Origin of the sequence: Mesorhizobium sp. L-2-11, assembly GCF_016756595.1 — a bacterium.
In the GTDB taxonomy this organism is placed as follows: Bacteria; Pseudomonadota; Alphaproteobacteria; order Rhizobiales; family Rhizobiaceae; genus Mesorhizobium.
In genome coordinates this window covers 3,552,680-3,574,499 of the sequence record NZ_AP023257.1, presented here as the reverse complement: position 1 = coordinate 3,574,499, position 21,820 = coordinate 3,552,680, and the positions used below count along the sequence as shown (strand labels likewise).

Sequence of the window (21,820 nt, the reverse complement as noted above, 5' to 3'; positions counted from 1 at the left end):
GGGCAATTCCGGCCGCGGTCAGATCACCGAATCGGTCCAGCGGACGATGTCCTTGGCGGCAACGCCGAACGCCCTGTCGAGTGCGTCGACATAGGCCTGGTTGCCGCCGCCCGAGACGGGCGCGGTCGCGTTGAAGCTCTTGGAGGCGCGCACCTCGCCATTGCGGTCGTTCAATATCCGCACGAACAGCTCGACCTCGGCATGTTGGCCGCCGTCGACACGCACTTCGAAGGAACGGACCTCGACGATCACCTGATAGTCGATCGCCAGGCCCTCGCCTGGCTTGCCGACGCCGGCGAAACTGCCCGAGCGCTGGAATGTCTCGGCCAACCGCGCCTGCACGATCAGCGGCAGCCGGTCGGCCCATTGCGCTCCCTTGAGGTACTGGATCGAGCGCACCGACGGCTTGATGACGATGTTCTGGCTGTCCAGCGCCTTGAGCGCGGAGGGCTGGGCGATGAGGATTTGTTGGCGGCCGCGGCCGCGCGCATCGAGCGACGGCGCCGACAGTTCGAATGTGTCCAGGGGCGCCGGCCCGCCGCCCGGCAAAAACGCGCAACCGGTCAGCGAAAGCGCTATCAATGCCACACCCGCTGCGAGCCCGCCCGATTTGACCCCGCCCAATTTAAGCACGCCCAATTTAAGCATGACCGACTTCACACGCGATCCCCGTTGTCCCCGAATCGAATGAGCAAATCGCATCCGCAGCGTACTTGCCTGCCGTTCTTGGGGCCGGCGAAAGCCGAAGTCAACGCCGCACCCTGCCGTCGAATTGCCGAACTTCGCCTTCACCGCCTGATAGGATTCGCTGCGGATTGCGGCTGAGATCCGTCACCGCCTCTTCGATGCGGTTGATCGAACGACGGCTGTCCTGGACCAGCGCCTCGACGTCCTGCAGGCCCTGGCCGGAGAATCGCGCCAGATTGTCGGTGATGGTGCCGAGGCGGGCGTTCAGCGTGTCGGCGACCTGCTTGAATGATTTCAGCGTATTCCTGGCATCGGCTATCATGCCGTCGGCCTGGCCTGAGCCGAGCAACGTATCGACCCTGGCGAGGATGCCGTCGACACGCACCGAAGCGTCGTTGAGGCGCTCGGCGAGTTGCTGGGCGTCCTTGATCGTCTGGTCGATATCGTCGGCCCGGTTGGCGAATTTGCCGGTCACCTTGGCGATGTCGGCGGCAGCCTCGTTGGCGTTTTCGCTGGCCTTCTGGATGTTGGCCAGCGCGGTGCGGACCTGTGCCGGGTCGATGCCGTCGAGAACGCCGTCGACCTTGGCCAGCGTGCCTTGCGTCCTTTGGGCGAAATCGTTGATCGACCCCACTGCAGTGTCGACATTCCTGACGACCCTGTCGAACTGCTTGCTGGTTTCCTTCAGGTTAGAGGTCACGGTATCGACATTGGCGACGATGCTCTTGATCTGATCCTTGTCGACGGCGTTGAGAAGCCCTTCCGCCGCCTTCAGCGTGCCGTCAAGCTTGCCCGAGACGCCCCTCAGTTCCTCCGACAGCGAACTGACGCTGGCGAGGAATTTGTCGATACCGTCGGAGTTCTTGGCCAGCGCGTCGGAGAAGGTCTGCACATTGTTGACGGTCTGCGTCAGCGGCCCGCGAACGTCCCTGGTGAAGCCTTCGAGCTGGGTAAGAACCGAATCGGCGCGGGTGAAGATGTTCTGCGCCGTCTGCAACAGGTTGGTGACCGCCGACGGGTTGGCGACGATCTCGGCGACGCGGCCCTCCGCCTCAGCCTGGTCGAGAAGATTGACCTCCTTGGGGTCGGCGCCCCTGAGTTCGATATTGGCCTGACCGGTGAGGGTAGCAAGGCCGATATCGGCCCGCGTCGATTTGGTGATCGGCGTCGTGCGGCCTATTTCGGCTTCGGCTATGGCGGCGTTCGGATTGGCGAGGTCGATATAGACGCGCCTGACATCCCCGACCCTGACGCCGTTGAACAGCACGAAACTGCCGCGCCCGAGGCCGGAAGCCGATCCCGGAATGCGCACCTTCAGCATCGCCGTCTCACCCCTGTCGCCGATCGCGGCCGTCCAATAGACGAATGCGAATGCTGCCAGGATCGCGGCTAGCGTGAAAATGCCGACAATAACGTAGTTGGCTCTGGTTTCCATTTATCCACTTATGGCTACGCGCGGGCGGCAAGATCAAGTTGCCGCGCACGTTTTCCGCGAAAATAGGATTTCACCCAGGGTTCCTCGCTCTTGAGCATGTCGTCGATCGTGCCTTCGACCAGCACTTTCTTGTTGCCGAGCACGGCCACCCGGTCACAAGCAGTGAACAGCGTGTCGAGATCGTGCGTGACCATGTACACCGTCAGATCCATCGTATCGCGCAGCTTGACGACCAGTTCGTCGAACTCAGCCGCGCTGATCGGATCGAGGCCGGATGTCGGCTCATCGAGGAACACGATGTCGGGGTCGAGCGCCAGGGCGCGCGCCAGCGCCGCACGCTTGATCATGCCGCCGGAAAGCTCGGACGGGAATTTCTGCGCCGCATCCGGCGGCAACCCGACCAGTTCGACCTTGAGCATCGCCAGCTCGTCCATCAGCTTTTTCGGCAGATCGAGATATTCGCGCATCGGCACCTGCACGTTTTCGAGTACCGTGAGCGCCGAAAACAGCGCGCCATGCTGAAACAGGACGCCAAGGCGCATGTCGATGCGAAGACGCTCCCTCTCGCTCGCCTTTTCGACATCGACGCCGAACAGCTTGATCGTTCCCGACTGCTTGTGCACCAGGCCGAGGATGGTGCGCAGGAGAACCGACTTGCCGGCACCCGAGGCGCCGACGAAGCCGAGAATTTCGCCACGCCGGATATGGAGCGACAATTTGTCGAGAATGACCTTGTCGGCGAAGGAGACGGTGATGTCGTGAGCGGAAAGCACGATCTCGTCCTCGTCGGCTTTTTGCGTAGTCGTGGTCGGCTTCGTGCCAAGCAGCGCCATGTCAGAACTCGATCGCTGCGTAAAAAATGGCGAAAAGCCCGTCGAGGATGATCACCACGAAGATCGACTTCACCACCGAAGCCGTCACGTGCTGGCCGAGCGATTCGGCGCTGCCGCCGACCTTCATGCCTTCGACGGAGGCGATCGTGCCGATGATCATGGCCATGAACGGCGCCTTGATCAGGCCGGCAAAGATGGTGCTGAGATCGATGGCAACGCGCAGCCGGTCGATGAAGGCGGCCGGTGCGATGTCGGAATAGAGCCATGCCGCCGCGATGCCGCCGCCAAGTGCGGCGAAATTGGCGATGATCGTCAGGCAAGGCAGTGCGATCACCAGCGCGACCAGCCGCGGAAACACCAGAACGCCGATCGGATTAAGCCCGATGACCTTCAACGCGTCGACCTCCTCGCGCATCTTCATCGAGCCGATTTCAGCCGTGATGGCGCTGCCCGAACGGCCGGCGATCATGATCGCCGTCATCAGCACGCCGAGCTCGCGCAGGATCAGCACGCCGACAAGGTCGACGACGAAGATATCGGCGCCGAAATAGCTGAGCTGATAAGCGCCTTGCTGGGCGACGATCGCCCCGACGATGGCCGACATCAGCACGACCACCGGGATGGCGCCGACGCCCATCCGGTCCATCTGGTTGAAGATCGCCGCCGGATTGACCGCATGGCCGCGGCCGAGCTTCATCTGCGCGCCGCGTATCGTTGCGCCCAGTATGTTCATCGCGGCCAGGAAATCGTCGCGCATCTCATAGACGCGCCGGCCAACCGCCTCGAGCCCGCGAATGATGATGTTCGGCGGCCCAACGGTGCCGGAATCAGCTTCGCGTCGAACCGCGTCACCGACGGCGCCGAGCAGGATCGAGGCAACCTCGCTTTGCCCCTGCATCGTGATTTTCACACCCTGCTTTTCGAAGGCGCTGACCAGGCGGTCGATCACCCAGGCCCCGGCGGTGTCCATCTTCTCGATATGCGAGAGGTCGAGCGCCAGCGTCTGGAAGCCGCTGCGTTGCTCGATCTTGCGCATCTCGGCATCGACGAGCGCCACGGTACGTGTCGTCCAGGTCCCGGAGAAAGCGCAGCCGAGGACGCCGCCGTCCTCGCCGACCACAACGCGCGGCTGGTGGTCGGCCTCCTTGGCGGTCGTGCCGCTTGCGTCGCGTTTGCGGATCGTCAACATGGCGTCCTGTTAAGCCTGACGGGCCGATCTGTTTAACCTGACAGAACCCACCTGTCGATTTGCCGACAAGCTTGTTGTCGCACACCCGGAGCAGAAAAATATGGCGCGTGTCATTTCGGTCGAGTCCGAGCGCTTTCCCATCGCCGGGACCTTCACCATCTCGCGCGGATCGAAAACCGAAGCCGAGGTCGTCACAGTGACGATTCGCGAGCACGGCCGGAGCGGGCGCGGCGAATGCGTCCCCTACAAACGCTATGGCGAAACCATCGAGGGTGTGCGCGATGCGATCGAGGCGATGCGGGAGCGGATTGCGGGCGGGATCAGCCGGGCCGCGCTGCTCGACGCCATGCCGGCGGGCGCGGCGCGCAACGCCGTCGACTGCGCGCTATGGGACCTCGAGGCGAAGATCACAGGCAAGCCGGTGGCTTCCAGCATCTGCACGGCACCGCCGAGGGCGCTCGAAACGGCTTACACGCTGTCGCTCGGCGAGCCCGAAGCAATGGCAGCCCAGGCCCGCGCCAATGCCCTGCGCCCGCTGCTCAAGGTCAAGATCGGCGGCGACAACGACATGGCCCGCATCCGCGCGGTCAGGGAGGCGGCACCGGCGAGCCGCATCATCCTGGACGCCAATGAGGGCTGGAGCGACGACAACATCGTTGCAAACCTGGCCTTTGCCGCCGAGCACGGCATTGCGCTGATCGAACAGCCGCTGCCGGCGGGCCGTGACGGCATCCTTCGCAACATCGCCCATCCGGTGCCGATCTGCGCCGATGAAAGCGTGCATGAGGCTAAAGACCTTGCCTCGCTGGTCGGCCTTTACGATGCGGTCAACATCAAGCTCGACAAATCGGGCGGCTTGACCGCTGCCCTCGTCCTTCGCGATCGCGCCCGCGAACTGGGTTTTGGCGTCATGGTCGGCTGCATGGTCGGCACGTCATTGGCCATGGCGCCGGCGGTGCTGTTGGCCCAGGACGGCGATTTTGTCGATCTCGACGGTCCGCTGCTGCTGGCCCGCGACCGTGCGCCTGGCCTTGCCTACCAAGGTTCGCTGGTGTCACCGCCCGATACGGCGCTGTGGGGCTGAACGCGCCGCAAGCCCGATCAGCACAAGGCCGACCAGGGCGATCGGGATCATGGCAAAAAAGCCGTCGACGCCGAAGCGGTCGTAAAGCGGGCCGCACAGGAGCGTCACCACGGCGGTGAAAAAGCCGTTGGAGAAATAGGCGATGCCTTGCGCGGCCCCGGTGCGTTCCTCCGCGACCGTCTCACCGATCATTTTCTGCAGGCCGATCAGCACCAGCGCCACCGAAACCGCGTGCAGCGTCTGGACTGCGAAAAATCCGCCTACGCCAAGGCCAAGCGGCCAGATCAAGGGAAAGGCAATCCAGCGCACGATCGCGCCTATTCCCGCCATCACCATGATGGACACGACCGAGAAGGAACCGAAAACCCGGGTAAAGATCATGAACATGGCGATCTCGGCCAGGACACCCCAACCCCAAAGCAGCCCGACCACAGAATCGCCGATGCCGATCGATTTCCAGTAGATCGAGACGAAGCCGTAGAAAAATGCGTGGCTGGCGGTGATGACGCCGACGCCGACGGAAAAATACAGGAAATAGCCGTTGAGGAGTTTTGGCGCCGATTGCTGGATGTCGGCAGCCGAAAGCGGCGAGGCACGGCGGGGACGGCCGAGCCGCGGCGCGGTCAGCGCGACGACAAGTGCGGCGCCAAACGCCACGAAGATGATCACCGGAACAGCCTGGGCGCCGGTCGCTGACAGGATGAAACCGCCGGCAAGATTTGCGCACAGATAGGAGATCGATCCCCATTTGCGCATGTTTGCATAATTCGAGCCGAAGCGACGCACCCCCGACAGCGCCAGCGAATCGGCGATCGGCGAATGCGGCGTCCATGCGACGGTGAGCGCCAGCGAAACGGCCAGCACCATGGCATAGGTCGGCGTCAGGAAATAACCGGCGGACAGCGCCAGCGATGCGGCCGTCAGCACGACATAGACATGGGCGCGATCGCTCGCCCTGTCGGCCAGTGCCGTAAGCAATGGCGTCGTCACCACGCGCAGGAACATCGGTGCCGCGAGAATGATCGCTATCTGCTCGGCGTCAAAACCGTTTGCCTGCAGCCACAGCGGAAAGTATGGCAAATGTATCCCGAGCGGCACGAAAAGCGTGAAGAAGATCAGGCCCATGCGCAGTTCGAAATGACGCGGCTTGACGAGCTGTTCGGGTGAAAGCGGCGGCAGGGAGGACATCAGCAGGCAATCCGTCGGCGCGGCATTCGACCGGCCGGCCAGCCCAACGCACGCCGATCCAATAACATGGCGAAAAAAGCGATGAAACCGCCTGGGCTAACGCATCGTCGCGTCAGGCAGCCTGGACTGCCCTGCCCTTGATGGCGACGATGTCGATCGGCACCAGCACTTCGCCGCCGACCGGAGCCTCCGGCAGGACATGCGCCCAGTGCAGGATCTCCATCTGGCCGTCGAAATGCTCGACCACTGCGGTGCAGCTCTCCACCCAGTCGCCGGTGTTGATGTACTGCACGTCCTCGTAGTTTTCGATCGCGGCATGGTGGATGTGACCGCAGATCACGCCGTCGACATGCGAACGGCGCGCTTCCTCGGTCAGCATGGTCTGAAAAGAGCCGATGAAATTCACCGCCTTCTTGACGTTGACCTTGGCCCAGGACGAAAACGACCAGTATGGCAGGCCAAGCAGTTGGCGAAGCCGCGTCACCACGCGGTTGACCAGCATCGCCGCGTCATAGGCGTAGTCGCCGAGATAGGCCAGCCAGCGCGCATTGTGGACGACGGTGTCGAACTGGTCGCCATGGATGACAAGAAAGCGTTTGCCGTCGGCGGTCTCGTGGATGACGCGGTCGGCGACGACGATGCCGCCGAAATGCACGCCCTGGAACTGGCGCGCGAACTCGTCGTGATTGCCGGCGATGTAGGTGATGCTGGCGCCCTTGCGCGCCTTGCGCAGCAATTTCTGGACGACGTCATTGTGGCTTTGCGGCCAGTGCCAGTTCCGCCTCAGCCGCCAGCCGTCGACGATGTCGCCGACGAGATAGATGATATCGGCGTCGTGATGGCGCAGAAAATCGATCAGGAACTCGGCCTTCGCCGCCTTCGATCCGAGATGGACGTCGGAGATGAACATGCTGCGGAATGTGCGGGGCTCTGCGCCAGGCATTGGATTCTCACCGTTGCTCTCGTGCAGCCTATGCCCCGATTCATGCAACAACCGTATGACGGTTGCGATTGGTCCAGCCCCAAGAGTAGGTTGCGACCCCAATCAGAGGAGAAATCGCCATGGATCTCGGTATTCGCGGAAAAAAGGCCATCGTCTGTGCTTCGAGCAAGGGCCTTGGGCGCGGTTGCGCCATAGCGCTGGCCGAAGCCGGCTGTGATCTGGTCGTCAACGGGCGCAACGCCGACCAGCTGGCCAAGACCGCCGCCGAACTGCGCGAAAGATTCGGCGTTGAGGTGACCGAGATTGTCGGCGACGTGTCGAAGCCCGAGCTACAGAAGGCGCTACTTGCCGCCTGTCCCGATCCCGATATCCTCGTCAACAACAATGGCGGACCGCCGTTTCGCGATTTCCGCGAGCTCGACCGCGAAAAGATCCTCGAAGGCGTCACCCAGAACATGGTGACCCCGGTCGAGCTGGTTCAGGCTGTGATCGACGGCATGGCCGAGCGCGGCTTTGGCCGCATCGTCAACATCACCTCGCTGTCGGTCTATGTTCCCATTCCCGGCCTCGATCTGTCGTCCGGCGCGCGCGCCGGCCTGACCTCGTTCCTTGCCGGCGTCGCGCGGACGGTGATCGACCGCAATGTGACGATCAACAACATGCTGCCGGGCAAGCTCGACACCGACCGGCTGCGCCCTCCGCACGAAGCCGGCACCCCTGAAGATCCGGCTGCCGCCGCCGCACGCAAGGCCCAGGCAGCAGCCAACGTTCCGGCCAAGCGGCTCGGCACGCCGGAGGAATTCGGCCAGATCTGCGCCTTCCTGTGCTCGGTTCACGCCGGCTACCTGACCGGGCAGAACATACCGGTCGACGGCGGCCTCTACGTCAGCGCGTTCTAGCGTCTGGCGCATGGCACCCGCTGTGAGCGACGGGAGATGATCCATCTCGGCCGTTCTTGTCAGGAAGTGACAGCTCTGAAAGCGGGGCTATGATCGCCCCTTCCCGCGCTGGCCGCCGCTACAGTGCATAGGACCATTCGTCCGGCACGAAGCGATATGCGTCGCCATCGCGCGCCACATGGCCGATGCCGGGGAACGGCAAATGCATGCCGGCGATCAGCATCCGGTCAGCGGCGACCCGGTCGAGGGTCCGCTTGCGCGTTTCGGCAGCCAGTTTGGAATCGACATCGAAGGCGATGCTCCAGTCCGGGCGCGCGAACTGGTAGGTCGCCATGTGCACGACATCACCCCAGATGAACAGCGCCTCGCCGTCCGATTCGACGATGAAGCCGGCATGGCCCGGAGTGTGGCCGGGCAGCGGCACGGTGCGGATCGAGCCGAGCGCCTCGCGCTCGCCGTCCACTTGTCGCAGGCGGTCCGCATAAGCGGCGACAGCCTTGCGTGCGCCGATGAAGAACGGCTTCGCCTCGTCCGGCGCCTGGTTCATGTTCGTGTCGTCGTGCCAGAACGCGTAGTCGGTGGCGGTGACGACGAGCTCGGCATTGGCAAACAGCGCCTGGCCGGCGGGAGTCAGCACGCCGTTGATATGGTCGGGGTGCATGTGGGTAATCAGCAATGTGTCGATCTGGTCCGGAGAGACGCCGGCCGCCTCGATAGCGGCCGGAAGTCGGCCGAGTGACGGGCCCATGCTGTCCGACGTACCGGCGTCGACGAGCACCAGACGGTCGCCCAGGTTGATGAGATAGGCATTGACCGGTGCCCGGCGCGGTCCGGGCTTCTGGAAACTGGCCTCAGCCAGCCGCTCCGCATCGGCCTCAGCGAGCCCGATGACCAACTCGGAACCAATGTCGATATAGCCGTCCAGCAGCGCCGTGACCTCGATCGAACCCACTTTGCGGCGCAGCGCGCCAAGGGTAGGAGCGTGAGCCAGCGGCGCGCGGGCCAGTGCCGGAGCGGAGGCGTCGGCTAGAAGCGCGCCGCCGGCTAGGCCGGCACTGGCGAGAAAATGACGGCGGGAAAGCGTCATGGCATCAACTCCGGTTGGGGGATCGTAGAGGCTCCGGGTCAGAGCAAGACGGATCTACTTCACAGGTTCAGCTTTTTGAACTTGCCACTATTTTATATCAGCTATTACCCTTGCTTATTAATTACAACGGAGAGTTGCTATCATGGACCGCCTTGACGTGGCGCTGACCGACAGCTTCGTCGACGTGATCGCAGAAAGGCTCGACGTCGTGATCCGCATGGGGACCATCAACGACGATCGGCTGATCGTGCGCAAGCTCGGGATGATGGAGCGACGCCTTGCGGCAACGCCGGACTATCTCGACCGGATGGGACGGCCGCGGCGGCCTGAGGATCTTGCCGAGCATGACTACCTGCTTTATGCCCATGTCACGACGCGCGATATCGTTCCGCTTACCGGCCCAGGCGGCGAAAAGGCCGAGGTGCGAATCCGGCCGACGATGTGCTCCAACAATTCGCTCCTTAACCAGCAGGCACTGCTGTCTGGCATCGGCATCGGTCTCGGGCACAAGGTGATACTCGACCCGCTCGTTGCGCAAGAGCGGCTCGAATATGTGCTGCCGGACTGGCACTACGCACCGCACCACGTGCATGCGGTGTATCCATCGAACCGCTTCATTCCGTTGAAGGTCAGGCGGTTCGTTGCCGGCTTCGCCGAGCACCTCGCCGCGATGGGTGCGTTCATCGATGACAAAAAAGCATGTACATCCAAGGAAACGGCGCCGGCCTGGTGAAGTCTGACGTTTGTACGCGCACCTTCGTCAGCAGCCCCAGAGTCGCCATTCATGAACCTGACCGATAAGTCCAAGTGGATTGATCGATCTAATGCGATCGACATTGGGGCGCTATTTTCCTGAGCGAGCGGTGAACTGGCGGCGTGAACGCGCCGCCTGCCGCTTGTCAGGACGCCCGTCATGGAAACCACCTACGACACCCGGATTTTAGATGACCGCACGGCGTGGGGCGCGGTGCTGTCGATGGCGCTGTGCGTCGCCGTGCTGATTGCGTCGGAGTTCATGCCGGTCAGCCTGCTCTCTCCGATCGCGGTGGATCTCGGCATCTCAGAGGGCCGGACTGGCCAGGCCATCTCGATCTCTGGCGCCTTTGCCGTGGTTACCAGCCTGCTGGTCGCCGACCTTACGCGCCGGATCGACCGAAAGCTTGTCGTGACCGGCTTCACGGTGCTCCTGATCGTTTCCGGTCTGGCGACGACCTTCGCGCCGAATTTCGCGTTGCTGATGGTCGGTCGTGCGCTCCTCGGTGTGGCGATCGGTGGCTTTTGGTCGATGTCGACTTCGATCGTCATGCGCCTCGTATCGGAAGACCGTGTCCCGAAGGGCCTCGCCATGCTGAATGCAGGGAACGCGATCGCGGCCACGATCGCCGCCCCGCTAGGCAGCTTTCTCGGGGCCTATGTCGGCTGGCGCGGCGCCTTCTTCCTTGTCGTCCCGCTCGGTCTTCTGGCGCTGGTCTGGCAATGGATCAGCCTGCCGCCGCTGCCGCCGCGCGGCAGAACGGTATCCGGCAATGTGCTGGCGCTGCTTGGCCGCCGCCCAGTCGCGCTCGGCATGGCTTCGATCCTGTTTCTCTTCATGGGCCAGTTCGCGCTCTTCACTTACCTTCGCCCCTTCCTCGAGAGCGTCACTGGGGTCGGCATTTCGGCGCTCTCGGCTATGCTCCTCGTCATCGGACTGGCGGGTGTCGCGGGCACCTGGTGCATCGGGCGGCTGCTGCACACGCGCCTGTTCAGCATCCTGATCGTGATCCCGCTCGTCATGTCGATCCTTGCCGTCGCGCTGATCGCCCTCGGATCAACGCCCGTCCCCGTCGCGCTGCTTCTTCTCGCCTGGGGGTTCTTCGGCACAGCCGCCCCCGTGGCATGGGGGACATGGCTGAGCCGCACGCTGCCGGATGATGCGGAGGCCGGAGGCGGTCTCCAGGTCGCGACCATCCAACTCGCCATCACCGGTGGTGCGGCGATCGGAGGAACGCTGTTCGACGCGATCGGGTGGTGGGGCGCATTCGCGTTTGGTGCGGCGCTGCTCTACGGGTCATCACTGCTTGCACTCGTCGCATGGCGCACAACCCGGAGGGCTTTGCCCTGACCATCAAGCAGGTTGCGCATGCCTGCAGCGCCATGGCCAGGCGGCGGGCCGTCAAAATGCCGCTTCGGGTCTGACTAGCGGCCGACGGGCGATAGTGAACGCGCCTGAATGACGCTTCCGCCATGTTGAGCGACCGCTGGAGGAAGCCGCAGCGCTTTCAAGCCCCGCCATAGCGCAGGGCATCGATGATAACCTTGAACGCTGGCAGGTTCTGCCGTCGGCTCGGATAATAGACGTAGTAACCCGGGAATTTCGGGCACCAGTCATCGAGCACCTGCACGAGCTTGCCGGATGCGATGTGACGCTCGACGAGGTCCTCCGGCACGAAGGCGATGCCGTACCCCTTCAAAGCCGCATCGACCATGGCGTAGGAGGCGTTGAAGGTGAGTTGCCCATCGACCCGGACGCGCAGCTCATGACCGTCCTTCTCGAACTCCCAGGCATAGAGCCCGCCGCCACGTGTCTGGCGCATGTTCATGCAGTTGTGCTGGATCAACTCCTGAGGATGCCGGGGCGTGGGATGCGCGTCGAAATAGTCGGGCGAAGCCGCAGCGACCATGCGCCAGTCCGGGCCAATACGGACGGCAATCATGTCCTTCTCGACGCTTTCACCCAATCGAACGCCGGCGTCGAAGCCATCCTCGACGATGTTGCGCAGTCCGTTGTCGATGCTGAGTTCCAGCTTGATGTCGGGATAGGTTGCGAGCGCCGGCCTGAGCTTCGGCCAGACGAGGCTGTCGAACGCGTGATCCGAAAGGGTCAGCCGGATGGTTCCGGCGGGCTTGTCGCGAAACTCCATCAGCGCGGCGATCTCCGCTTCGATTTCGGCAACACGCGGTGCAAGCGACTGCCGCAGGCGCTCGCCGGCCTCGGTCGTCGCCACGCTGCGGGTCGTGCGCGTGAGCAGCCTGATGCCCATACGCGTTTCCAACCGCTTGATCGTGTGGCTGAGGGTCGACTGCGTGACGCCGAGCTTTGCCGCGGCGCGCGTGAAGCTCTTTTCCTCGGCAACGGCGAGGAACCACAAGAGGTCGTTGAAGTCTTGCCTAGCCATGCCGTTTCCCAAACCGATCGCTGAAGATTTATGTCTCCCATCGATCAATGCAAGCGAATTAACGTCCTAGTGCTGTTGATCGGGAGCGGCTAGCCTGCAGGTCCGACAAGCCGGCAGCCAGTCGTGTTGGCTTTCCCGCGAACCAAAAAGGTGAAGGCCATGGAACTGACCATCAACGGCTCGACATTTCAGGTCGACGTCGAACCGGATACGCCGCTGCTCTGGGTGCTACGTGACACGCTGGGCATGACCGGAACGAAGTATGGCTGCGGCGTCGCCCAGTGCGGCGCATGCACGGTGCTGATCGACGGACAGGCCACGCGATCCTGCGTGACGACGGTCGACGGCGTCGTCGGAACGGCGGTCACGACGATCGAGGCGATCGAACAGGATACCGAGGGCCGGAAGGTGGTCGAGGCGTGGGTCGCCAATCAGGTGCCGCAATGCGGCTACTGCCAGTCCGGCCAGGTGATGGCTGCGACGGCGCTGCTCAAGCAGACCCCGCAGCCGACCGAGGAGGATATCGCCGGCGCAATGGTGAACCTCTGCCGCTGCGGCACCTACAACGCGATCTCGGCTGCCGTCCGGCAGGCCGCGCAGGCGTGAGGAGGAAACCATGAACGACATGACTCCTCTTCGCAACCACCGGTCCACGGGCAGCGAGGACGGTCCGCTCAACGTCTCGCGCCGCGGCTTTCTCGGTGGCGCCGCAGCGCTCGTCCTATCCGTCACGGTGCCGGTCGGACGCGCCCGGGCGCAGGCCGCCGAATCGATCACGCCCGGAAGTCGGGTCAGTGCGTTTCTGGAAATCCGCCCCGACAGCACCGTGCTGTTCCGCAGTGCCTTCATCGAAGGCGGGCAAGGCATCTTCACCGCCATGGCGCAGATCGTCGGCGAGGAACTGGACGTCGATCCCGTCAACTTTACTGTCGAGGGAGCGCCTCCCGGCCCCGATTATCTCCTGATCGGCGGCGGCCGCTTTACCGGCGGCAGCATGTCGGTGCGCACGAGCTACGAGACCATGCGCAAGCTTGGCGCCTCGGCACGCCAGATGCTGCTGCAGGCAGCGGCCGCGCGGCTCGGGCTGTCGATCTCGGAGCTGTCCACCGAACCGGGCCGCGTGATCCATGCAGCGTCCGGGCGGGCGATCCCTTACGGCGAGCTCGCCGATGCGGCCGCGGCTCTGTCGGTGCCGACAGATGTCGTACTGCGCGACCGTGCCGACTTCCGCTGGATCGGCAAGCCGGTCGCAAGGCTCGACGCGCGTGACAAGTCCACGGGACGCGCGCAGTATGCAATCGACCTCAAGGTCGACGGCATGCTTCACGCCGCCGTCCAGCACACCCCGCGCCTCGGCGGGGAGCCGGGCGTCTTGACGAACGAGGCCGAGGTTAAGGCCATGCCCGGCGTGCACTCGATTCACCGCTTGGCCGGCGCCGTGGCGGTCGTCGCTGACAGCTGGTGGCGGGCGCGCCGCGCGGTGGAAGCCCTGCAGGTGACCTGGACGGAGCCTGCGGCTGCAACGCCTCGCGTCATGCCGGCTGATTTCTCCTCCGAGACCCACAAGGCAATGTTGAAGTCGACACCCGGAGACGGCGTCGCTTTCGAGCAGGAAGGCGATGCCGCAGGCAGCCTTGCCGGCGCAGCGCGGATCGTGGAGGCGACCTATGACGCTCCCTACCTCGTGCACGGGCAGCTCGAGCCGCCCTCGGCGATCGCGCGTTGGAATGCCGACGGGACTCTCGAGCTTTGGATCCCAAACCAGGCGCCCGAGATGTTCCAGGCCGAGGCTGCAAAGGTCGCAGGCATAGAGCCGGGCAAGGTGATCATCCACTCACCTATGCTCGGCGGCTTCTTCGGGCGGCATTTCCTTTATCAGACGGCCAATCCGTTCCCGCAGGCGATCCTGCTGGCGAAGGCGGCAGGTCGTCCCGTCAAGCTGATCTGGAGCCGCGAGGAGGAATTCCTGCGCGACACGATGAGACCAATGGGGGTAGCCCGTTTCCGCGCCGGTCTCGACGGCGACGGTTTGCCGGTCGCTCTGGATGCCGTTGCGGTGGGTGAAGGTCCGACAGGACGTTGGTTCGGTCGCCAGCCGGACAAGGTGGACAGCTCCGCCGTCGAAGGCATCGCGGGTAAGGTCTATGCGATTGCGAACCGGCGCGTCGGCCAGGTTCACGTCGATGATCCGGCGATCATCGGCTTCTGGCGGTCGGTTGGTCATTCGATGAACGACTTCTTCTACGAGACGTTCTTCGATGAAATGGCCGACGCAGGTCAGCAGGACCCCTACGAACTGCGGCTGCGGCTTCTCGCGGACAGCCCGCGCCACAGCAAGCTTCTGCAGGCAGTCGCCGATCTGGCCGGGGGGTGGAAGCGCGGTCCCTTCGCGGCGGAGGACGGCAGCCGCCGCGCGCGCGGCGTCGCGATGGCCTCGCCCTTCGGCAGCGAGGTGGCGACGATCGCCGAAGTCTCGCTGCGCGACGGCGAGGTCGTCGTGCACCAGATATGGGTGGCCATCGATCCCGGAAGCATCGTCAATCCGGCCATCATCGAGGCGCAGGTGAACTCGGCAGTCGCACTTGGCCTGTCCTCGGCATTGCTGGAGGAAGTCGTCTATGTCGACGGCATGCCGCAGGCGCGCAATTTCGACGGCTATCCGATCCTGCCTCCAGACCGCATGCCGCGCGTGCATGTTCGCATCGTCGAAAGCGGTGCGCCGATGGGCGGCGTCGGCGAGCCTGGCCTGCCCGGCGTGCCGCCGGCGGTGGTCAATGCCGCCTCGGTGCTCACGGGCCAGCGTATCCGCAGCCTGCCCCTCTCGAAGCTCGACCTGAAAGGCATGGAAGGATAAGGCATCTCATACTTCCTGCCTTGACGATGATCGCAGCAGCCTGGGCAACGGGTATGTCCGTTGCCCAGGAGGCGGGCCCCGGTTCAGGAGAGCGCCTGTTCCGGCAGCGCTGCGGGCCTGCCACCAGATCGCGACCACCCGGAACGGTGCCGGACCTCACCTGCAGGGCGTGGTCGGCCGCGCCGCCACGCGGCAGTATTTTGGCAAGCCTCTGAGCCAAGCTGCGATATTCATTGGGCTCCCTCCGCAGCCATTTGGCCTCGCTTCGGTGGGGCAGGAAACATATCACAAAGGCTTCGCGATAACACGCGGGTCAGACGCAAAACAGTCGCTTTAATCCGGGACTTTGCGAAAACCAGGCCGCCGGAATCGACCCATGCAGACCTTGAGCTGTTGTGCCGCGGCACCCTACTCGGATAGCCAGTCTACCCTGAGCTACCTCTCGGGCAACCCGGCCTTGATCAAGTCACTCACCTGTCGGTCAAGAACCTCGTCGTCGACGAAAGTGATTTCCCGCCATTTCGCTGCCGACCAACTCGGGTCGAACTCGAGTGCCTTCTTTATGTTCGCTTTGGCTTCCTCCAGCATCCCCATGTTGACGAAGTTGATGGCCTTGATCACCGGAATGTGCACGACCCAGTCGTCCTGTTCCTCCATAACTGCGGCCGAATCCTGATATTTGCCGCCTGCAGTCAATGCCCAGCCCTTGAACCACAAATACAAGTAGGACAAAGCCGGATCATTCCGGATGCCGAAGTCTGACCATGATACCGCCTTTTGGGTATCTCCAGCCCCGGTGGCCACATCAGCCAAGACAGCAGCCATGTATGCATCGCCGGGCGCCATGGCGATTGCCGCTTCAGCTTGGGCCAGGGCCTTCTTGAAGTCGCGTTCGACGTGACTTGCATAGGCGAGAAGCCAATTCCCCAATTTCTTTTCCAATGGCGACAAATTCGGTTTGGACATGCCCTCCCTTGCCATCTCACCCACAAGGCGCAGGTCTTCCTCTGGATCTTTTGACCATCCATTGCTGGCACGGATGTAGTAGAGGAACCCCATCTTGAACTTCAGGAGTGAGGACTCAGGGTATTTTGAAATCGCCTCCGTCCATATTTGGTAAGCTTCCTCGACGGCCTCCGGCGTGTTTTGAAGAAGTTTGTCATGCCCTCGAAGGTAGTAATCATATTCCTCGAGACTTGCGGCGTCCTTGCCCCAAGCCTCGCGATAACTTGACCGCTTTATCTGCCCGGTCTCGCTTGCGAGGGCTCCGACAATTCTCTCCGTCACTGCATCCTGAAGTGCCATCGGGTTGCTGCCTGACTGATCAAACCGCTCTGCCCAGACGTGAGCGCCCGTCTTTGCGTTGATCAGCTGCGCCACAATCCGAACCTGGTCCGCATCCTTCCTGACGCTCCCCTCCAGGACATAGTTGACGTTGAGGTCAGTGCCGATCTGCCGGACGTCGGTGGGCTTGCCCTTGTATGTGAACGACGAGTTCCGGGCTATGACCGACAGATCGGTCGATCTTGCCAGGCCAGCGATAATGTCCTCGCTCACGCCATCGCTGAAATAGCCAAGGCTTGGGTCCCCGCTCATGTTGTCGAAAGCGAGAACGGCGATGGAGGGAGCACTGCCGGAAGCCGGAGTCCCGAGACGATCGAAATAGAGCCACGCCCCTCCGGTGGCCGCAAGCACTGCTACCGATGCCGCAACTGCCCACGGCACAAATGAACTCCGACGTCTGGAACGGGACCTGATTTTTGGAGTGCCTTGGACCTTGACACGGAAGACGGAGACGGGTTCGTCAATGTTTTTCATCCGGTGCTTGCCCAAGGGCTCGAAGCCAAAGGAAAGTTTCTTTTCGACTTCGTGAGCGACTTTGCCCGATACATAAACGCTGCCAGGCTCAGCCATATGCTCAAGGCGAGCAGCTATGTTGACGCCTTCACCGTAAAAGTCCTCGCCTTCGATGATCAGCTCGCCCAAATTGACGCCGATACGCACGTTGATGCGGTCGTCCTCCGCAACAGATGAGTTCCGTTCAGCAAGTCCGCACTGAAGAGCAACGGCGCATTCGACGGCGTCAACAACGCTCGCGAACTCGGCCAGCAGCCCATCGCCCATGAGTTTGAAAATACGGCCGTGATGACGGGCTATTTCGGGCTCGAACAGCTCCTTGCGGCCGGATCGCAGGCGTTCAAAGGTTCCCTGCTCGTCGGACTCCATCATTTTGGAGTAGCCAACGACATCGGCCGCAAGAATAGCTGCAAGCTTCCGGTCCATAATCGGACCCTCAGCACCTACTAGCCAAAATTACCACAAATCTGGAGGAGAAGCAGCGGCAATTTTCTGTGGGTTCCCAGGTTCGTCGTCACCGGCACTCGGAGAATACCGCAAGGAACGAAAAACGCTTTTGCAGCTAAAGCGTTTGCCGATGGTCCTGCAGAATCCAACGGTCGGAACGGCGGGAACGACACCGTAAGTGGGAGCTCATTTGCCCTCAGTCGAAGTCACGCCCATGACCCTAGTCGGACATTCCAGGCTCAAATTTTCTCCCGGAAAGCGGACTCTTGCGCGGAACACCGCTTTGACACCTAACGGAGATAAGCTTCCGGCTAGATGTGGTGTCGCAGAGCCACCTACCGAGACTGCCCGATTTGCCGATTACGGAAGACTGAGGCGAAGGCGCGCTACAAATCCCACATCCAATCGGCTTGGATCCAGCGGTAGGCCGTCCCTTGTCGGGCGACGTGGCCCAAGCCCGGGAAGGGGAGATGATAGCTTGCGACAAGAACCTTTTTCGAAGCGGCACTATCGAGAAACGACCGGCGAGTCTTAACGCCCTGATCGAGGTCGAGATCGAAGCCACCGCGCCAGTCAGGATGCTGAAATCCGACAGCGCGATTTCCGACCACGTCGCCGGTGCAGACGAGTTCTTCCCCTTCCGAGGCTATGTGAACGGAAACGTGGCCTGGAGTATGGCCCGGCGTGCTCATTGTCACGATACCAGGGGTGACCTCGCCGCCGGCCTTTATAGTGCGGATGCGATCATCGATTGCTTCGAAGTTGTACGTGTTGCGTCGCCAAATGAAGCTCCAGTTGGCGTCCGTTTCGAATGGATGGTTTGGCATGCGCCAGAAATTCAGTTCGTCCTCGCAAAACACGTATTCGGCGTTCACGAACGTCCGCTCTTTATCCACGGCATCGGTCACACCCCAGAGGTGGTCCGGGTGAGCATGCGTGACGACGACAATATCGACCTGCTCCGGCTTAACTCCCGCGACTGCAAGATTTGCAAGGAATTTGCCCGCCGTAGGCATCAACTTCCCGCGCGACCCTGCATCGATGAGAACGAGATGATCCCCCGTGTTGACGACAAGCACGTTGGTTTGAAGGACAACCGTCTCGGTTGAGGTGAAATCACTGCCCAACACAGTATCCCGCTCGTCCTTACTCACCTCTGGCCAAAGAACTTCGGGCGGAAAACTGATGGTGCCGTCGCTAATGACAGTGATCTCAAATGAACCAATTTTGAAGCGGTATACTCCAGGAACCTGAACGCCGCTGAGGGGTGCTTCTGCTATAGCCTCGCGTGCAGTCGGCAAAGCTAGCAACATGCCGACCGCTCCCACGGAAGAATAGGTCAGCAAATCACGTCGGGAAATGGTCATAGCATCCTCCCTTCTGCCCTGGCGGCCGCTAGACAAGCCGATCCTGCCAAATCACAACCCGAAGGGCCGCAATCGGACACTCTCGACAGCATGATAGCACAGCTGCCCGGTTGGCCTCTCGAAATCCCGTCGGGCTTTCGGCACGGCTTTGCCACCTTATGGACCTTCCGTGCCGGTGGTTCTATGTCGGCATCGGGTCGACTCCAGCCGCATCGCAAATGTCGGCTTCGGAGAATCATCATGAGTGTCAAGAAATGGCGCCGGCGGCGTGGCTCGCCGCAGCACCCCGCCTGTCGTCCCAACATTCAATGGCAGACCGCACTAGGCAGCGCTGCGCTCCAAAGCCATAAGGGTCGCGCTTGCGACATATCACCTCTCGAAAAGCCTCGGCTGCATGCTAAGAGACTCAAAACAGCAACGGACTGAACTGAGGAGCGGCCGCATGCAAGGCGAAAACAAGAAAGCAGCCCGGTCGGACCTCGACGAAGCCGCCCTCTATTTCCATAAGCACCCACGCCCTGGAAAGCTTGAAATCCAGGCGACAAAGCCGCTCGGCAACCAGCGCGATCTGGCGCTTGCCTATTCGCCGGGCGTCGCGGCGCCTTGTCTCGAAATCCGCGACAATCCGGCGGCCGCCGCCGACTACACGGCACGCGCCAATCTGGTTGGCGTCGTCTCCAATGGTACGGCGGTGCTCGGCCTCGGCAATATCGGCCCGCTGGCTTCGAAGCCGGTGATGGAAGGCAAGGCGGTGCTGTTCAAGAAATTCGCCGGCATCGACGTCTTCGACATCGAGATCGACGCGCCTGACATCGAGCGTATGGTCGAGACGATCTCGGCGCTGGAGCCGACTTTCGGCGGCATCAACCTCGAGGACATCAAGGCGCCCGAATGTTTTGAGGTCGAGGAACGGCTGAAGGCGCGCATGGCCATACCGGTCTTCCACGACGACCAGCACGGCACTGCGATCATCGTCGCCGCCGCGGTGCTCAACGGGCTGGAATTTGCCGGCAAGACGATCTCCGACATAAAAATCGTCACCTCCGGCGCCGGGGCAGCCGCCCTCGCCTGCCTCAACTTGCTGGTTTTGCTCGGCGCACGCATTGAAAACATTTGGGTCACCGACCGTTTCGGCGTCGCCTACAAGGGCCGCGTCGACGAGATGGACCGCTGGAAGGACCCTTATGTGAAGGACACCGAGGCGCGCACGCTGGCCGATGTGCTGCCGGGCGCCGACGTGTTCCTGGGGCTTTCGGCCGCCGGCGTGCTGAAACCGGAATTGCTCCAGCTCATGGCGCCGAAACCGCTGATCCTGGCCTTGGCCAACCCCAATCCCGAGATCATGCCGGAAGCGGCACGGGCGGCGCGACCCGACGCGATGATCTGCACCGGCCGTTCCGATTTCCCCAATCAGGTCAACAACGTACTTTGTTTTCCTTACATTTTCCGTGGCGCGCTGGACTGCGGCGCCAGCGCCATCAACGAAGAGATGAAAATGGCTGCGGTGCGGGCGATCGCCGCCCTTGCCCGCGAAGAGCCGTCAGATGTCGCCGCCCGCGCCTATTCCGGCGAAACGCCGATCTTCGGGCCTGATTTCCTGATCCCCTCGCCCTTCGATCCCAGGCTGATCCTGCGCATCGCGCCGGCGGTGGCCAAGGCCGCCTGCGACACCGGCGTCGCGACACGGCCGATCACCGACTTTGCCGCTTATATCGATACGCTCAACCGCTTCGTCTTCCGCTCCGGCCTGGTCATGAAGCCGGTGTTCACGATGGCCAAGACGTCGAGCGCCAAGCGCGTCATCTATGCCGACGGCGAGGACGAGCGCGTGCTGCGCGCCGCCCAGGTGGTGCTGGAAGAAGGCATCGCCGAGCCGATCCTGATCGGCCGCCCGCATGTCATCGAAGTCAGGCTGAGACGCTACGGACTGCGCATCAAGCCGGGTGTCGATTTCGGCCTGATCAATCCCGAGGACGATCCGCGTTATCGGCACTATGTCGACCTTTTGATCGAACATGCCGGCCGGCGTGGCGTGACGACGGAAGCCGCCCGCACCATGGTGCGCACCGACAACACGGTGATCGCCGCACTTGCCCTCAAGCGTGGCGACGCCGACGCCATGGTCTGCGGCCTGGAAGGACGTTTCGAGCGGCATTTGCGCAATGTCACCCTGATCATCGGCCCGCGCCCCGGCATCAAGGATAACGACCTGTCGACGCTTTCCATGCTGATCTCGCAGCGCGGCATCATTTTCCTGACCGACACCCATGTCACCGTCGATCCGACCGCCGAGGAGATCGCCGAGATGACGGTGCTGGCGGCCGAGGAAATCCAGCGCTTCGGCATCGAGCCCAAGGCCGCCCTGCTGTCGCATTCGGATTTCGGCTCGCGCGATTCGCCAAGCGCGCTCAAGATGCGCCAGGCAGCGGCGATCCTGGCGCGCATCGCGCCGGACCTGCAATGCGACGGCGAGATGCATGCCGACTCGGCTCTGTCGGAGCCGCTGCGCCAGCGGGTCTATCCGCATTCGCGGTTGAAGGGCGAAGCCAATCTGCTGGTCTTCCCCAATCTCGATTCGGCGAACATCACGCTCACCGCGCTGCGCGCGATGATGGACGCGCTGCATGTCGGCCCGATCCTGCTCGGCACCGACAGGCCGGCGCATATCTTGACGCCGTCGGTGACATCGCGCGGCGTCGTCAACATGACGGCGCTCGCCGTGGTCGAAGCGGCCCATAAGGCGCAGGCGGTCGTAAGTTTGGGCGAAACCGGCCTTTCGCGGTAAGCTCAAT

At 62.7% G+C, this 21,820-nt stretch carries 17 protein-coding genes; 7 read left to right on the top strand and 10 right to left on the bottom strand.

Annotated features, from left to right (window positions below; translation table 11 throughout):
* Window positions 1-18: 18 nt before the first annotated feature.
* From JG739_RS17050 to JG739_RS17035, 4 genes are all read right to left on the bottom strand, one after another.
* Window positions 19-648, bottom strand: coding sequence for an ABC-type transport auxiliary lipoprotein family protein (locus tag JG739_RS17050; RefSeq protein ID WP_244749466.1), 630 nt, complete (start codon window positions 646-648; stop codon window positions 19-21).
* A 100-nt stretch (window positions 649-748) separates the two neighbouring features.
* Window positions 749-2,122 (bottom strand): MlaD family protein, encoded by a 1,374-nt coding sequence (locus tag JG739_RS17045; protein ID WP_202362614.1) that lies wholly within the window; start codon window positions 2,120-2,122, stop codon window positions 749-751.
* 14 nt (window positions 2,123-2,136) lie between these two features.
* Window positions 2,137-2,955, bottom strand: a complete 819-nt coding sequence (locus JG739_RS17040) for an ABC transporter ATP-binding protein (RefSeq protein ID WP_202362613.1) — start codon at window positions 2,953-2,955, stop codon at window positions 2,137-2,139.
* Window position 2,956: 1 nt separating this feature from the next.
* The gene (locus JG739_RS17035) at window positions 2,957-4,144 is read right to left on the bottom strand and encodes an ABC transporter permease (protein WP_202362612.1); all 1,188 of its coding nucleotides are present in this window, start codon (window positions 4,142-4,144) and stop codon (window positions 2,957-2,959) included.
* 100 nt (window positions 4,145-4,244) lie between these two features.
* Between JG739_RS17035 and dgcA the strand changes: the two genes are divergently transcribed.
* Complete coding sequence (gene dgcA / locus JG739_RS17030) at window positions 4,245-5,228, top strand: N-acetyl-D-Glu racemase DgcA (RefSeq protein ID WP_202362611.1); 984 nt, start codon at window positions 4,245-4,247, stop codon at window positions 5,226-5,228.
* On the opposite strand, the gene JG739_RS17025 is transcribed toward dgcA, so the two are convergent.
* The gene (locus JG739_RS17025; RefSeq protein ID WP_202362610.1) at window positions 5,199-6,416 is read right to left on the bottom strand and encodes an MFS transporter; all 1,218 of its coding nucleotides are present in this window, start codon (window positions 6,414-6,416) and stop codon (window positions 5,199-5,201) included. The two genes, dgcA and JG739_RS17025, sit on opposite strands and share 30 nt — an antisense overlap.
* 112 nt (window positions 6,417-6,528) lie before the next feature.
* Window positions 6,529-7,359, bottom strand: coding sequence for a UDP-2,3-diacylglucosamine diphosphatase (locus JG739_RS17020; protein ID WP_244749465.1), 831 nt, complete (start codon window positions 7,357-7,359; stop codon window positions 6,529-6,531).
* 119 nt (window positions 7,360-7,478) lie between these two features.
* On the opposite strand from JG739_RS17020, the gene JG739_RS17015 reads away from it, so the two are divergent.
* The gene (locus JG739_RS17015; protein ID WP_202362609.1) at window positions 7,479-8,258 is read left to right on the top strand and encodes an SDR family oxidoreductase; all 780 of its coding nucleotides are present in this window, start codon (window positions 7,479-7,481) and stop codon (window positions 8,256-8,258) included.
* A 118-nt stretch (window positions 8,259-8,376) separates the two neighbouring features.
* Here the strand turns inward: JG739_RS17015 and JG739_RS17010 are convergent, their stop codons facing one another.
* Complete coding sequence (locus JG739_RS17010) at window positions 8,377-9,345, bottom strand: MBL fold metallo-hydrolase (RefSeq protein ID WP_202362608.1); 969 nt, start codon at window positions 9,343-9,345, stop codon at window positions 8,377-8,379.
* A 142-nt stretch (window positions 9,346-9,487) separates the two neighbouring features.
* Here JG739_RS17010 and JG739_RS17005 point away from each other — a divergent pair, with 142 nt between their 5' ends.
* Together JG739_RS17005 and JG739_RS17000 are read left to right on the top strand one after the other, a co-directional pair.
* Window positions 9,488-10,078: a substrate binding domain-containing protein gene (locus JG739_RS17005; RefSeq protein WP_244749464.1), complete on the top strand. Its 591-nt coding sequence runs from the start codon at window positions 9,488-9,490 to the stop codon at window positions 10,076-10,078.
* A gap of 180 nt (window positions 10,079-10,258) precedes the next feature.
* The gene (locus JG739_RS17000; protein ID WP_202362607.1) at window positions 10,259-11,449 is read left to right on the top strand and encodes an MFS transporter; all 1,191 of its coding nucleotides are present in this window, start codon (window positions 10,259-10,261) and stop codon (window positions 11,447-11,449) included.
* A 157-nt stretch (window positions 11,450-11,606) separates the two neighbouring features.
* Here JG739_RS17000 and JG739_RS16995 read toward each other — a convergent pair whose 3' ends face one another.
* Window positions 11,607-12,503, bottom strand: a complete 897-nt coding sequence (locus JG739_RS16995) for a LysR family transcriptional regulator (RefSeq protein ID WP_202362606.1) — start codon at window positions 12,501-12,503, stop codon at window positions 11,607-11,609.
* A 159-nt stretch (window positions 12,504-12,662) separates the two neighbouring features.
* Here JG739_RS16995 and JG739_RS16990 point away from each other — a divergent pair, with 159 nt between their 5' ends.
* Window positions 12,663-13,109 carry a (2Fe-2S)-binding protein gene (locus JG739_RS16990; protein WP_202362605.1) on the top strand — a complete coding sequence of 149 codons (447 nt, stop codon included), beginning with the start codon at window positions 12,663-12,665 and terminating at the stop codon, window positions 13,107-13,109.
* Window positions 13,110-13,119: 10 nt separating this feature from the next.
* A complete protein-coding gene (locus JG739_RS16985; protein ID WP_202362604.1) occupies window positions 13,120-15,357 on the top strand; it encodes a xanthine dehydrogenase family protein molybdopterin-binding subunit in 2,238 nt (745 codons plus the stop codon).
* 435 nt (window positions 15,358-15,792) lie between these two features.
* Here the strand turns inward: JG739_RS16985 and JG739_RS16980 are convergent, their stop codons facing one another.
* Together JG739_RS16980 and JG739_RS16975 are read right to left on the bottom strand one after the other, a co-directional pair.
* A complete protein-coding gene (locus tag JG739_RS16980) occupies window positions 15,793-17,640 on the bottom strand; it encodes an adenylate/guanylate cyclase domain-containing protein (protein WP_202362603.1) in 1,848 nt (615 codons plus the stop codon).
* A gap of 407 nt (window positions 17,641-18,047) precedes the next feature.
* On the bottom strand, window positions 18,048-19,028 hold the full coding sequence (locus JG739_RS16975; protein ID WP_202362602.1) for an MBL fold metallo-hydrolase: 981 nt from the start codon (window positions 19,026-19,028) through the stop codon (window positions 18,048-18,050).
* A 442-nt stretch (window positions 19,029-19,470) separates the two neighbouring features.
* On the opposite strand from JG739_RS16975, the gene JG739_RS16970 reads away from it, so the two are divergent.
* Window positions 19,471-21,813 (top strand): NADP-dependent malic enzyme, encoded by a 2,343-nt coding sequence (locus JG739_RS16970; protein ID WP_202362601.1) that lies wholly within the window; start codon window positions 19,471-19,473, stop codon window positions 21,811-21,813.
* Window positions 21,814-21,820 lie beyond the last annotated feature (7 nt).

What these genes read in the sequence shown, in the direction of transcription:
- JG739_RS17050 (WP_244749466.1), bottom strand. Translation starts at nt 648, where the DNA reads ATGCTTAAATTGGGCGTGCTTAAATTGGGCGGGGTCAAATCGGGCGGG.
- JG739_RS17045 (WP_202362614.1), bottom strand. Translation starts at nt 2,122, where the DNA reads ATGGAAACCAGAGCCAACTACGTTATTGTCGGCATTTTCACGCTAGCC.
- JG739_RS17040 (WP_202362613.1), bottom strand. Translation starts at nt 2,955, where the DNA reads ATGGCGCTGCTTGGCACGAAGCCGACCACGACTACGCAAAAAGCCGAC.
- JG739_RS17035 (WP_202362612.1), bottom strand. Translation starts at nt 4,144, where the DNA reads ATGTTGACGATCCGCAAACGCGACGCAAGCGGCACGACCGCCAAGGAG.
- dgcA (WP_202362611.1), top strand. Translation starts at nt 4,245, where the DNA reads ATGGCGCGTGTCATTTCGGTCGAGTCCGAGCGCTTTCCCATCGCCGGG.
- JG739_RS17025 (WP_202362610.1), bottom strand. Translation starts at nt 6,416, where the DNA reads ATGTCCTCCCTGCCGCCGCTTTCACCCGAACAGCTCGTCAAGCCGCGT.
- JG739_RS17020 (WP_244749465.1), bottom strand. Translation starts at nt 7,359, where the DNA reads ATGCCTGGCGCAGAGCCCCGCACATTCCGCAGCATGTTCATCTCCGAC.
- JG739_RS17015 (WP_202362609.1), top strand. Translation starts at nt 7,479, where the DNA reads ATGGATCTCGGTATTCGCGGAAAAAAGGCCATCGTCTGTGCTTCGAGC.
- JG739_RS17010 (WP_202362608.1), bottom strand. Translation starts at nt 9,345, where the DNA reads ATGACGCTTTCCCGCCGTCATTTTCTCGCCAGTGCCGGCCTAGCCGGC.
- JG739_RS17005 (WP_244749464.1), top strand. Translation starts at nt 9,488, where the DNA reads ATGGACCGCCTTGACGTGGCGCTGACCGACAGCTTCGTCGACGTGATC.
- JG739_RS17000 (WP_202362607.1), top strand. Translation starts at nt 10,259, where the DNA reads ATGGAAACCACCTACGACACCCGGATTTTAGATGACCGCACGGCGTGG.
- JG739_RS16995 (WP_202362606.1), bottom strand. Translation starts at nt 12,503, where the DNA reads ATGGCTAGGCAAGACTTCAACGACCTCTTGTGGTTCCTCGCCGTTGCC.
- JG739_RS16990 (WP_202362605.1), top strand. Translation starts at nt 12,663, where the DNA reads ATGGAACTGACCATCAACGGCTCGACATTTCAGGTCGACGTCGAACCG.
- JG739_RS16985 (WP_202362604.1), top strand. Translation starts at nt 13,120, where the DNA reads ATGAACGACATGACTCCTCTTCGCAACCACCGGTCCACGGGCAGCGAG.
- JG739_RS16980 (WP_202362603.1), bottom strand. Translation starts at nt 17,640, where the DNA reads ATGGACCGGAAGCTTGCAGCTATTCTTGCGGCCGATGTCGTTGGCTAC.
- JG739_RS16975 (WP_202362602.1), bottom strand. Translation starts at nt 19,028, where the DNA reads ATGACCATTTCCCGACGTGATTTGCTGACCTATTCTTCCGTGGGAGCG.
- JG739_RS16970 (WP_202362601.1), top strand. Translation starts at nt 19,471, where the DNA reads ATGCAAGGCGAAAACAAGAAAGCAGCCCGGTCGGACCTCGACGAAGCC.